Annotated in this window: 1 protein-coding gene; it reads right to left on the reverse strand. The window is 68.8% G+C overall.

What is annotated here, in order from left to right; genetic code table 11:
* Positions 1-147 precede the first annotated feature (147 nt).
* Entirely contained in the window at positions 148-13,824 is a 13,677-nt protein-coding gene (locus ACAM55_RS11695) for a glutamate cyclase domain-containing protein (RefSeq protein ID WP_369656153.1), read from the reverse strand.
* Positions 13,825-13,840 lie beyond the last annotated feature (16 nt).

Here is a 13,840-nt window from a genome sequence, read left to right on the forward strand (position 1 = left end):
CCCGCAGAGCGGCACCAATGGCAATTGCGGCATGCGCCATAACGCAAATGCATGGCCGTGCCGCCGGACGAAGCCCGGCACGGCCATGCGGCACCGGGGCGGCGCCGGTGCTACATCTTTCGGCTCACATGCAGGGGCCCGGGTGAATCAGACGCGCAGGTTCCAGGCCTCTCGCGCGTAGTTTTCCAGGCCCTCGATGCTCTGCGGCAGAACCATCGATTTCGAAGTCACGGTACCGCCGCGCGTAGGCATCTCCCGGACCACGATCTGCCCGGCCTGCGCCGAGTTCGGATCGTTCGCCGGAAAGCTGCCGTCGTTGTCATTCATCCTGCGGTCGGTGAGCCCGTGCATGACGCGGGTCCATTCGGCGGCGGGAATGCCCTGCGGGCCGTCCTTCGCCAGCCGGTCGCGCAGCAGCTGCAGGCCCTCGTCCACCGTCTTGCCCTCGGACTTCATCAAGGCGTTCCAGGCCACCATCGGCGACACGCCCTCGTGCGTGCAGTCGAGCATGGCGCGGGTCTGCGCGTCGGAGAAGCCGCTGTCCTTCAGCACGTTGCGCAGCGCCGGGTCGCGCTGCATCTCGCGCGCGTCGACCTGGTCGTAGTGGTGGGCGATGTTGTAGAACTGCTTGATGCCGGTGAACACGGCCACGGCCAGCCCGCCGATGGTCGCGGCCTCGGCCGGAATGGCCAGCAGCGAGCCCAGCTCGACCGCACCCGCGCGTGTCAGCGCCGTGCCCGTGACGTTGACCAGGCCCACGCCGCCGTCCACCAGGCCGCCCACGCCCATGCCCACGTTGGTGTACGTCACCCAGGCCGGCACCGTGTCCTTCTGTCCGAAGGCCAGCGAGAGGTCGGCCGCACCCACGCCCGCCGTGCCGAGACCGAACACGTACTTCCAGGCCATCTTGCCCTCGATGTCCGCCGCCGCGCCGTCGATCACTCGGTTGCCGGCGAGCGAGCGCTCGGCCATCAGCGTGGTGTACGGCTTGGCCATGAAGAAGGCCTGCGTCGGCGCGTAGATGCGGTGGTACCACTGCGTGTAGTCCTGCACCCCGTCGGCCATCGGACGGAAGTTCGTGATCTCGGTGCTGATGTTGTGCGTGACGAAGCCCGCATTGGCCACCCAGCGCAGCGCCTGCCCGAAGGCGGTGTTGGCGTTGGTCGCGTTGTTGATGGTCTTCGCGCCCACGCCCAGCAGCTTCTGCAGTTCGCCGTCGAGCTCACCGCCCAGGCGCGCGTACGCGTTGATGCGCGCTGCATCGGACAGGTCCGGGTCCACTTTCTGGACCAATCCCACGTACTTGTCCACCAGCGCGGTGCCCTGGCGCACCTCGTTTGCGTTCAGGCCCAGCACGTTCGCCATGCGCTCGGTCTTCAGCTTGAAGGCATCCCAGCGCGCCGCAAAGCGCACGGGCTCGTTCACCATGCCGTTGAACTGCGCGTCGGCCAGCATCGACCACACCATGCGGGTGGTGCCCGAGACGTGGCGCGTCACGAACATCACCGGGTTGATCAGGTACTCGGTCATGGTGCGCGGATCGGGCACCCCCTGCGAGGCGCGGCTCAGCAGCTCCTGGCGCACTTGCGGGCTCTGGCTGATGGCCAGCTTCACGTCGTCGCTGTCGTACACCTTGACCACCGTGCCCTCCAGGCCCTGCTCGGCCTCGCTGCCCTTTGCGCCGACGCGCAGGCCGTTCAGGCTCTCCTGGGTCTGGTGCAGCGTGCGGCCCCACTCGCCGATCACGCGGGTGGCATCGTCGACTTTGCCCGCCACCTCCGGGTTCACGCGCCGGTACTGTGCGATGGCGTTGGCAACGCCCTGGGGCGTGCCGTCGGAAAAATTCGCCACATAGAAGGCCATCGAGGCGCCGGTGGCGTTGTAGCCGGCGGTGCCTCGCAGATTGCCGATGGCCTCGCCCAGGTGCTTGTTCTGCGCCTGCAAGCCCTTGTCGATGCCCGCGAGCACGCTGTCGCGCATATCGCCGTGGCCGTGCTTTTCCAGCGCATTCGCCAGCTCGACCGGCAGCTTCGCGCCGCCCTGCTCCACCGCGCGCTCCACGCCGCGCTGCAGCGTGACGACGAACTCCGGCCGGTCGGCAAAACGCCCCTTCATCAGCTCGGCAGCAAAACGTTCGGAGAACGCCGAGGTGGGCGTGCGCGCGTCGGCCGCCTCGGCCATGATCGACAGGCCTTCGACGAGATGGTCGAACTGCGACATGCTGGACAGGTCGTCGCTCGGGCGCGGCAGGTTCTTCTGCAGCAGTTCGAGCATGCCTTGCGCCATCGGCTGTGCGATTTCAGGCGGCGCGTCGCGGTACTGCGCGAGGTAGTCGCCGACGTCTTGCATCTGCATGCCGGCCAGCAGGTCGAGCGCCCGCGTGCGCTCCGGCTTGAACAGCGGCAGCAGCGTCGCGGCCGCCTTGTCGCGCTCGGCCGGCGTGGCGCTCACGTCGAGCCGCAGGCGCGCCTCCTTGGCGGCGCCGGCCACGTCGCCGTCGGCCAGCCGCTCCTTCACCACGGCCTCGGAATGCAGGCGGCCCAGCATGGCGGCATTGTTTTTCACCGCGGTGTTGAATGCCGCACCGTCGGGACCGATCGCGATCAGCGAGGCCGCGGCAAAGGCGGCCGGATCGGTGCGGGCGAGCTCGCGGCTCTTGTCGTTGATGAACGCGGGGTGATCGGCCACGAGCTTGGCGTAATCCATCTGCGCCTCCACGTCGGCGGTGGCGCCCTTGAGCAGACCGGAGTCGCGCAGCGCACCGCGCACCGCGTTGTCGCTGTGCACATCGAGCCGGCCCATGGAAAGCAGCTGAGCGCGCTGCCGGTTGGCCGCAGCCACCGGGTTCGCGCCCTGCTGTACGTCGTTGCGGATGGTCTTCAGCATCTCGGCCGAGAACGCGCCCCAGCGGCTGTCGGCCGTGTCCTGCAGCGCCTTCGCCGAGGCCGGATCGGCTCCGGGCTGCCGGGCCAGCAGATCGGCTTGGCCCTGCTGGTGCCAGGCCATGCCGAGCGTGACTTCGGCCGGCACCGAGAAGGCCTCCGGCGTGGCGCGGAAGGAAGGCGTGTCGTGTGCATGCGGCGTCGACGACGCGATCGGATTGCGCGGCAGCCCAACGACGCCGCTCGGCACGTCGTGGCCGGTATCGATCGGGCTCACAAGGTTCAGTCCGCTGATACCCACCGCGGCCACCAGTCCCAGCGTGATCTGCCGCTTGATGACCTTGCCGGTGCTCCAGCCGGTGGCCGGCCCGTGCGTCTTCTCGACCACGCCGAGCTTGAACTCGTCGTTGCCGCGCGTCACGTTGCGCAGCCCGTTGGCCGCGTTGGTGCGCGTGGGCGACTGGTTCGAGACGATGAACCAGTCTTCGACCGGCTGCGGCGTGGCCTCGCGCGGCGGGCGCACCTTGCGCGAACGGATCAGCAGGTTCGGATCCGCGCGCTGCTCGGCCGTGGGCTTCTCGGTCTGGAAGGTGATGTCGGCCGTCTCGCGGTTCTTGATGCGGTAGACCGTCTCCTTGTCGCCCTTGGGCTCCAGGCCGAATTTGGCGCCCATCTCGCGCCGGGGCATCAGGCCGCCCACGCCCCGGCCCGGCGTGCTGTTGCCGTACCAGCGCACCGTGCTCGTGCCCTGCGCGACGCGTCCGGCGCCGTTGATCTGCTGCGCCGTGAGGTCGGCCGTGGCAGCCGGGTCGGCGTACAGGTCGGGCTGGCCCTTCACGCGGTAGACGTAGATGTTCTCGTTGCCGAAGCCGCCGCTCGTGAGCCTGGCGTGCACGGCAGGCCATTCGTCGCCGCGGAAGGCGGCGCTCTGCGGCTCGGCCGGACGCGGACCGCCGGGTTTCGGCGTACCGCCCTTGGGCGGCGCCACGCCGCCGGTGTCCGGGCCGCCGTCGGCCTTGACTTCGAGCGCCGCCTGGCGATACAGCTCGGCCACGCCCACATGAACCGTCGGATCGTAGCCGGCGGCATGATCGATGCCGGTGCGCGACTGGCTGTCCACGCCGCCTTCGCGCGTGATGGCGCGCATCACGCGCCGCACCTCGTCGGCCGAAGGCAGCAGGTCGGTGCGGTTGTGGTGCACCTCGAGCGCGGCCAGGGTCGCATCAGCGCCCCAGCTGCCGACGCCGGCCGTCACGAGCTGGTCCACCGTGACTTCGGATGCGATGCGCTGGCCGTCGGGTGCACGGCGCACGCGCTTGTCGACGTTGCCGCCCCCGACCTCGTTGCCCACGTCGAGGACCGCGAGCTGCCTGATCTTCGCGCCGTCGGCGCGGCCCTCGTTGATCGTTCGCGCCGCATAGAAGAATTCATCGAGCGCAGCCACGTGGTCGGTGACGCGCTCGCCGGTGGAACTCCAGTACTCGCCCTTCGCATCGCGCCCGGGCGCCTCCACGCTGATGATCGCGTCGGGGTCGAGAGCCCGCAGCATCCGCAGGGCTTCGCCCTCGGCGTGCGGGCCGATCTTCAGGCCGAAGGCCCGCACGTCGATGTCGTCGCGTCCCAGCACCGCGAGCGCCGCCTTCAGCGGCTTGACGTTGGCGGGAATGGTGATGCACGTCGTGTCCTTGCCGAGCTTGGCGAGGCCGGCGGCCAGCACCGCCGCCCCTTTGGTGCTGTCCGACTCGGGCGCCACGCGGCCGGCGGCGGTGCGGATCGGAAAGCCCGCCACCACCGCGATCTTGCCGGCGTCGCCGAGCATCTTCGCCGCGGCATACGCGCCGCCCGGCACGTGGATCGGGAAGCCGCGGCCCGAGGGATCGAAGGCCTGCAGCGCGTCGATGGGATCGCCGGCCTCGTCCTGGTCGAGCAGGCGCTGGGCCAGCTCGACATCGACGTCTTCGCCCAGTTCCTTCAGTGGCACCAGCGTGACGTCGTCGCGCTGGAGTGCGATGTGCAGCGTGTCGAGCACCTCCTTCTGGTCGACTTGTTTCTGCTCGGGCGGCTTGATCGATGTCGTCTTGTCTTCCACCGCAGTGGTGATGCCGATGGCGCGGCTGGGGCCGGTGCCCGTGCCCGGCGGCAGTTTCTGCGCCACCTTGATGGCTTCCAGCGCCTGGTTGCTCATGGGATTGACCATCTTGATGGGCCTGGCGTTCTCCTGGGGCCGGATCGCCGGGTCGGCAAGCGCCTTGGTGAAGAACGGCTCCATCTCGGGATAGTGCGTGCAGCACCACGAAATGGTCGTCACGTCGGGGTCGGCCTTGAGGATCTTGCGCACGTAGTGGTTGGCAGCCTCCTGCATCAGCACCCGCATCTCCTTGTTCATCGGGTCAGCCATGAAGCGGTTCACCAGCGAGGCCACGTCGAGGTTGCCTTTGTTGTCGGTGCCGCCCACGGGCACGACATTCTTGTCGGTGTAGACCCCGTCCACGCTCGGGTCCGACAGCAGCGGAAGCTCGGCCGTCTTCTGCGTGGAGAAGGCGACGACGCGCTCGCCGTCTTTCACCAAGCCCTTGTGGAACGCGCGCGTGCTGTCGATCAGGTCGATCACTGGCGCCTTGATGTTGCGCGCGTAGTCGCCCTTGCCCGAGGTGCAGGCCGTGTTGCAAGCCATCACGATCAAGTCGACGCCGAGCTTGTCGAGCGTCTGCAGGCCGAGCAGCGTGTGGTCGGCGATTGCCTTCTTCGGCTTGCCGCCGTACGTGCCCGCCCCGTGGTCGCCCACCATCACCAGGTCAACGCGCGCGCCCGTGGTCTCTTCGACCACTCGCTTGATCTCTGCCGCGGCAATGATGCCGCCCGAGCCCGAATCGAACACGCCGAGCCGCAGCCGCACGCCGCGCAGGTCGATGGGCGGCGCCATCTGGATCTTCTCGGCGCGGACCCGCAGCATCGCGGCCACCGCGGCCTCGACGTCGGGCGACATGCCGCCCACGCCCGAGGTCCGCCCGCGCGAATCGACCTCGAACGGCACGCGGCTGCGGGTCTCGCTGTCCACGCCGCCGGCCTTCATCATGCCCATGACCATGCCGCGGACGGCGCGTTCGTCGGGGACCGCGCTCAAGGCACCAGCACGCCTCAGCACCTCGGTGCCGAAGGCATAGCCGACCCAGTTGGTGCGCCCGCCCGTCATCGCCACGTCGGCTGTGACGATCGAGGCGATGGGGGTGCCGTTTGGCGCGGGCTGCACGCGCGTGTGCACGTCGGGATGGCCGCCGCCCACCTCGTTGCCGAGGTCGAAGCCGGCCACGGTGGTGATGCGGTCGTTGCGCGTGGCGTCGATGAAGAGCTGGTCGCGCGCGGCGGTGTGGTAGCCGATCGCGTGGCCATGGCTGTTGTGGTATTCGCCCTTCTCGGTGCGGCCGGGCACGTCGAAGCCCATCAGCAGGTCGGGCTGGTGGCGCCTGAGCAGGCTGGCGGAGCGCCACTCGGCACGCTTGCCGCGCGCGTTGAAGCTCACGATCTCGTAGTGCTCGCCCTTGCGCTCGCCGAGCGCCTCGAGCGCGGCCTGCAGTACCTTGCGCTGCCGGCGGCCCGCGGCCACGTAGGTGACCTGGGCATCCACGCCGTGCATCTGGCCCGCGTACAGGCGCGCCGCCTTGCCGGCCACTGCCGCGCCGCCGGGGCCGCTGGTTTCGGCGCGGCCGTTCTCGATCGTGTAGCCGGCGGCGATCATCACGCGCGGCGCGCGGCCCTCGGCCACGGCACGGTCGATGGCCGCCGTGGCCGCATCGGCGCCCTCCTCGATGCCGCCCTGGCGGAAGATGCCTTCGGCCGGGCGGCCGACCGGCATCGTGAGCGCGGCGTTGTAGACGTGCGGGTGGCCAGTCGGGGCCGTGGCCGTGAAGTCCCAGCGGTCGAACTGCGGGTTCGCGATGCCGACGGGGAAGACACTCTTGTCCTTGTTGACGTAGAACGCTCCGAGGATGTTGTGCGAGCGCGCCTTGCCGACGCGGGTCATCTCGCCGATGCCGCCCTCGGGCGCGACACGGTAGATCCATGCGCCATCGTTGCGCTTGGACACGGCATCCTGCGCCTTCTCGATCGTGTCGAAGACTTCCTTGCGCTTGGCGCGCACGTCGTCGCCGCCGAAGATGCCCTTGCTGGGGGGCCGGGCCGACACCACGAAGCACTCCTGCGACTCGGGCGCCGGGTTCTTCAGGAGCGCCCGCGTCACGGCCTTGTCGGCGTCCGACAGGATCATGCCGGGCGGCAGCTTGCCGGCCTGGCCAGCCTCGCGCTGCTGCGCGATGGTGTCTTCGAGATGCAGCGCGGCAGCCATCCAGTCACCATCGGTGCCGAAGGCCGAAGGCTTGAGCGGCAGGCCGTCGTCGCCGGCGCTGGCTGCGCGCTGCACCGGGCGGCTGTTCAGCGTCACCGGCCCCTCGGGCGCCGGGCCTTCGCCGGCCGCCGCCGGCATCGACCGGTTGTGCCGCACGGCGTCGTAGAGCTGCTCGGCCCAGTCCTGGTGCGAGCGCGTGGAAAGGTCTTCGCCGCGATGGGCGTAGAAGGCATCGAGCTTCTCGCCGAGCACCGAGATGAGCTGCTCGCGCGCCGCGCTCGAAAAGCGCGCCCGCTCCATCAGAGCGCCGATCTCGGGATTCATTCGCAGCATCGCGTCGAGAGTGACGGCGGTATAGGCGCCGTGGTCGAGGCTCTTTCCATCCTCGAGTCTGTAGCGGCCCAGCTGGCCATCGAAGCTCTCGTCGCCGGACTTCGGGCCGAAAAGCGCTTCGTCGAACTGCTGGGCCTTGTGCTCGGCATAGGCCTCTTCGAGCGCCAGCCCGGTCGTGCGCTTCTGCGCAGGATCGAAGCGCAGGAAGCCCGACATCGGCTCGATGACGTACGTGGGCCGCAGCGTGTTCATGTCCTGGTGGTCCCTGAGCACGAACACGTTGCGCTGGTCCTCGTTGCCGTGCGCAAGTTCGTGCGCGGCGGTGCGCAGGGTAGGCGCGGTGCCGTGCCGGCTTTCGATGGCGGGATCGCGCAGAACCAGTGCCACGCCATCGCGGCGATGGTAGATGCCCTGCCCCTCGGGCAGCTGTCCGGGGCCGACCACACGCAGGTCGACCGGTTTCATGCCGGACTGCTCGCGCCACGCCTGCAGGCTGTCGAGGTCGAGGCCTTGCTCGTGGCTTGGCAGCGCGAGCAGCCGCGCACGCGCCTGTTGCGCACGTTCGAGCGCCTGGGCGACGCGCGGGTCGTTGGCCGGGATTTGCGTGACGCGCTTCGACTTGTCGACGTAGTAGACGGTGGCGTCGTCGGGCACGTGCAGGAAGTTGTCCCGCGCCGCGCTGCCCGGCAGGATCAGGCCCGAAGCCCGCGTCGCAGCCTGCACGACCGGATAGCTCACCCGCAGCGCCACCGTGGCGGCAATGTCGCTGCGCGGATTCTGCGTAACGTCGCGCAGCGTCGCGGGGCCGTCTCCGGTTTTGTCGAGATGGACCGTGGCCAGCACCGCTTCGGGCGGCACCCGGCCATCCGCGCCGAGCTTGGGCTCGTAGACGAGCGCGATGTTGTCGTGCCCGCGGTCGCCGTTGCCGACCTGCGCGGCGTCCATCGCCTCCTTGAGCGTGGTGTAGCGCGCGGGCGGCAGCGCGGCCAGCGCCTCGGGGCTGTCCGCGCCGGCGTATGCGGCCTTGCGCTGCGCAGGCGTCTCGCCGTCCACCGCGCGCGGCAGGCCGCCGTCGGCGGCATTGAGCGCCATGCCGGTGTTCTCGTCGTAGGGCGTGGCGTGCAGGTAGAACGCGGTGTTGCGCAGCGTCCCACCCGATTGCAGGATGGCTTTGAGCGTGCCGTTCCAGCTCACGGTGTGCAGGCTGCTGCCGGGCGGGGGCAGCGCGTAGTCGGAACCGTCGTTGTTGTTCGGGCCGTCGGGGCCGTTGCTGCCGTCCGGGGCATCGGCCGTGTTGGACGAATCCTGGCCCTCGGGTTCGGTCGGCACCGTGCGCGAAAGCAGCGGTACAACACCGTCGGTCTGGATCTCTCCGCCTTCCTTCGTGGCGTGCACGATGAAGCTGGGATCGCCGGCTGGGGCATCGGGGTTGCGCTCGATGCGGATTTGATCGAAGCCCGCGCTGCGCAGCCGCTCGTGGATCACCGCCGACTGGTCGGGATCGATGTCCGGGGCTTCGCCGTTGCGCGGCAGCGGACCGTCCGGACGATCGGCGGCGACGTGCAGCTCGACACGCCCGCCGGGCGCCATCGCGTCCGACACCTGCGCGGGCAGGAGGCTGTCTTCATTCACCAGGTGCGGCAGCGTGAGCTCGGTCACCACCAGCTCGTCGTGCAGCGTCCGAGCGGGGGCCGCATTCTGCGCGGCCTGCGCCTGGCTGCGCGCACGCGCCGCCATGGCCGGGTGCAGCGCCACGTTGTTGAGCGTGCCCGGGATCACCTGCAGCGAGGCCGCGATGAACTCGCCGCGGTTCATGTGCCGGCCCTCGTTGGCCAGCGAGATCAGGTCGCCGGTGCCGAGGCCCGCCGCGCCGTCGTTCAAGAACTGCGCTCCGAGTCCGAAGTAGGTCAGCTGCTGCTTGACCGGGATGCCGCTGGCTTGCGCCTGCGCCTGCGCGGCCGGCGATACCGCCTTCCACAGCGGGATCGCGCCCGACACGCCGCCCGTGAGCGGCGCGGTGACCAGGCCCGCCGCCGAACTGACGAAGGTGGCGCCGATGCGCTTGTTGCCCTCTTCCGTGCCCAGCTTGCCGTCGAGCCCGACGCGGCCGATTTCCACCGCCACGCGGCCGGTGCCGTCGATGGCCTGCGAGGTGACACCCGCCCGCGCACCGACCACCGCGCGCCCCGCGAGGTTCAGCGTGCCCTTGCTGCCGACCATCGTTCCGTTGGCCAGCAGCTTGGCGCTGACCGAGGCGCTGGTCTTGATGCCCGCGCCCACGCCCGTGGCTGTGACCGCGTTGGTGGCGGCATCGACGACCTCGTCCTTGAGCGTGAACTTGACGTCGTCCCAGCTTGCATTGCCGGTCAGGGCCTTGGCTTCGAGCGTCCACAGCGACGTGTGGCCGTCGGCGTAGATGTCGCGCCCCTGCGCGGCGGCGACGACGTCGCCCGTGGTGTCCCACAACGCGCTGACAGCCATCGCCGCGCCAAACCCCACGGCCACGTTGCCGCCCGAGGCAATGGTGGCGGCGATGCCCGCGGCCGCCGTGACCGTCATGCGCACGGCGTCGTCCACCACGCTCCAGGTGCCGTCGCTGTCGCGCACCCGGTCGGCCATCTTGTCGGACTCGACGTCGTAGGTGTCCATGAACTCGTTCTCGCGGCGCGCGTATTCAGAGACCGAGATCCGTCCCGCGCTGAGGTCGTCGCGCAGCTTGCGCAGATCGTCTCGCTGCTCCTGCGTGTAGTTCTTCGCGTCTTCGGCCGAGTCGCCGGCCATGCTGCCCCAGACGTCGCGCACCCAGGTGTGCCCTTCGATGCCCTTCTTGATGCCCTCGAGATCCTTCTCTAGGCGCTCGTCGTCCTTGTCCCCGATTTTCAGCAGCTGGTCCGTGAGCGCGTACCGCAGGTCGATCGCCGACTGGAGCTCCTTGCCCTGGTCGGACGCGGACAGCAGCTTGTGGGTCTGCTGGCTGCGGTAGTCGGGCCTCAGGTTGCGCTGATCGTTGCCGGTGCCCAGCCTGTCCAGCTCTTTCTGGATCTTCGGATTGCGCTCGCCCCACTGGGTGATGTAGTTGTCCACCGCGAGCGCCTTGTCGCGCAGGTGCTGCTCCGAGATGTCCTTGATCTGGCCCTTGAGCTTCGTGGTGGCTTCCCGGTTGTCCTCGGTGTATTTGTCCTCGGCCTTCTTGAGCGCCTCGGGATCGGCGCGGTCGGGCGCAGACATCGTCTTCAGGTACTCGGAGTGCTTCTTGTTCTCGCCGACCTCGAGGTCGCTGATCTTGCCGTCCGCCAAGGTCTTGGCGAGCGTGTCGATCTTCTCCTGGTCCTTGAAGTTCTCCGGCAAGAGCGTCGGATTGGCGTCGGCCCAGGCGTCTTTCTTCTGCTGCAGCCGATCGAGCTCACCCTGCGTCAGGTGGGTATTGGCCCCGCCGCTCGCGATGGATGCCTTGTCGTAGCGGATGCCGGAATCCAGCGCCGCGTCGCTGGCCTTGTTGCGGTTCAGCCAGGCGTCGCGCGCGGGCCGACCCGCATCGGTGAGGTATTTTTCGCCATGCTCGTCCATCATCTCCTGCTGCTGGACGAAGGCCTTCCACGCCGCCTTGTTTTCTTCCTCGTCGTTGCGGTACATCGGACCGGGGGGAGTTGCGCCCTGCGCCTCGCGCTTCTGGATCTCCTTTTCGTCCAGGCCGTTCCACAGCCAGGTGCGCTTCCATTTCTGGAACTCCGTCTCCAGGTCCGCGTCGGCCTGCGTCTTGGCGTCCTGCTTCTTCACCTGGTCGGCGCCGGCCTTGGCCAGGTCCACGTCCTTGTCGGCCACGTCGACGAGCCGGTCGACATGGTCCAGCAGATCGAGCCGGTCATCCAGCGCCTTGATGGCTTCTGCCTGGTCCTTGCTGCCGGGCCGCGCATAGGCGACGTTCTGGTAGGCCACGCGAGCCTGCTCGTCGATCGTCACCTGCTGCTGCTTGGTGAGCGCCGCGGTGGCCTTGGTGTTGGCGATCGTGGCCTCGCCGCGGGCATCGGTCTGCTGCGACACCAGCAGCTTGCGCTGCTCGACCAGGTCGGTCACCGGTTCGCCCAGGCGTTTGTAGAGGTGAATCGTCTTGTCGAGGTTGCTGATCTGCTGGCCGTAGCTGTCGGCGTACTTGGCCTTGTCCTCGGCTTGGTGCTGCAGGTAGCCGAGGCCGCCGCTGACCTCGACGCGCTCGGACTTGCCGGTCTTCGGGTCCTTCTGCATGACCGTGTATTTGGTCTTGTCGTCGATGTCCTCGCGGCTGCCGCCGCCGTGGTTCAAGTCGTTCCTCTCGACCACCAGGCGGTTGGTGGCGGGATCGTAAATCGTGCGGGTCTCGATGTGGCCGTTGTCGGCGCTGGGCTTGCTCACGTCGACCGTGCCTTCGGGCAGCGCCGCGAGCACTTCGTCTTCCGTCATGCCCATGGCCTTGGCGGTTTCGGCCACGGACTTCTTGTCGTCGAAGATCGACTTGCGCACCCCCTCGCCCGGGCCGTCCTTGGCGTCGGGTTCGCCCATCAGCACCGTGCGGCGGCCGCTCGCGCTCGTGGCCACCACCTGCAGCGTGCCGTCGCTCGCAGTGGTCTTCTCGAGCGTCGAGCCGTCCTTGTTGAAGGTCTTGACCGTGGTGGGCACACCGGCCACGACCAGTTCCTGGCCCGGCTTGAGCGCCTTGCCGTAGTCCACGTCGGGGTTCAGCGCCAGCAGCTGCTCGGGCTTCAGGCCCGCGGCCTTGGCCACCTCGAGGTAGCCTTCGTAGTCGCCCACGGGGCGGGTGACCTCTGCGCCGGTCAGCGAGGTGGTGGTGTCGGTGCGCAGGCCGTGCTCGTCGACCACGCTCACCGTGCGCGTGCCCGCGCCGCCGTCGATGGTGGTGGTGACCGTGTCACCGGTCTTCGCGTCCTTCGTCGTCTGGCTGTAGCGCCCGTTGCCCTCCTCCTTCGCGTCGACGGTCTTCTGGCCGCACGGCGCCTTCGGGTCCGCGAGACTGCCCTTCACCGAAAGGGTGTCCTGTTTCGCGTCACGACTGTAGGTCAGCGAGGCGTCGCCGCGCTGGATGGTGGTGGCCTGCACGCCGTCCTTCGGCGCGGCCGTGGTGATCTTGACGCCCGCCGCGTTGGCTTCGGACATCACCTGGTCGACGCGCATCTTGCGATCGCTTGCGATCTGCTCCACGCTCTTTCCGTCCGCGATGTCCGTAAGCGTCTTCTTCACCTGCGGCGTGACGACCGGCTCGGGCGCCTTGAGGAAGGTGTTGAATGGCGACGTCGCGTTCGTGCCGGTGCCAGACGAGATGGTGGACGACGGTACGAGCAGGCTGCTGCTGGTGGTGCCCGTGCTGCCGGAGGTCAGCGTGGGAGTGAACAGCAGGCCGTTGTTGGCAGCCGGGTTGGCAGTGGCCTTCGGCGAGACCTGCAGCAGCTGCGTGAGCGGCGTTTGCAGAGGATCGTCGGTGGCCGAGGCCGCCAGCCCCTCGGTGCCGGCCGGCGCAGGCGGATCGCCCCAGAACTCGGTGTTCGCCTCTTCGCCGATCTCGCTGCCGAACTTCTTCGTCGCGGCATCCGCCTCGCCGCGCAGCGTCTTGGCCTTTTCCTCGGCCTTGTCGAGCGCCGTACGCTCCTTGTCGGTGATGGTGGCCGACGGGCGGCCCGGCGTGGGCGTCAGCTCGACAACCTTGGCCTCCGCGTCCTGCGCCTTGCTCTCCTTCTCCTGCGAGTCGAGATAGAGTTTTGAAAAGTCGCTGGTTTTCTGCGCATCGTTGCGCTCGGTCTTCGCGTCCTGCACCTTCTTGTCGGTGGCCGCGGAGGCCTTGGCATCCGAGCTCTTCGTTTCCTCCCGCTTCTGCTTGACCTCGGCCTTGAGCAGCGCAGCGTTCTTGTCCTTCAGGTTGGTGTCGGCACTGGCGTCCTTGGCGCGCGCATCTTCCAGCTTGGCGTCCTGCTGCGCCTTCTTGGCTTTGTTGGCCTCGGCCAGGTCCTTGGTCTTCTGCGCCTTTTCCGCCATGGCTTCGGCGTGTTCCCTGGCTTGCTGGGCCTTTTTCTGCGCCTCGATGGCGCGCTTGCGGGCCTCCTCGGCCTGGCGCTGCGCCTCGCGCAGCTTCTCGAGGAGCGCCTCCAGCTGGCGCTGCAGCTCCCGCGCGCGGGCCGCGGCGTCCGACTCGGCCGAACTCGCAGGCTGCTGCGCCGTGTTCACTGGGTTGGGTACGTTCACCGGCACGCGTACGCTGCCTCCACCATCGGCAATCAACATGGCTGGTTCCTTTCGA

The sequence above is a fragment of the Variovorax sp. V213 genome, from assembly GCF_041154455.1.
Lineage (GTDB): Bacteria > Pseudomonadota > Gammaproteobacteria > Burkholderiales > Burkholderiaceae_C > Variovorax.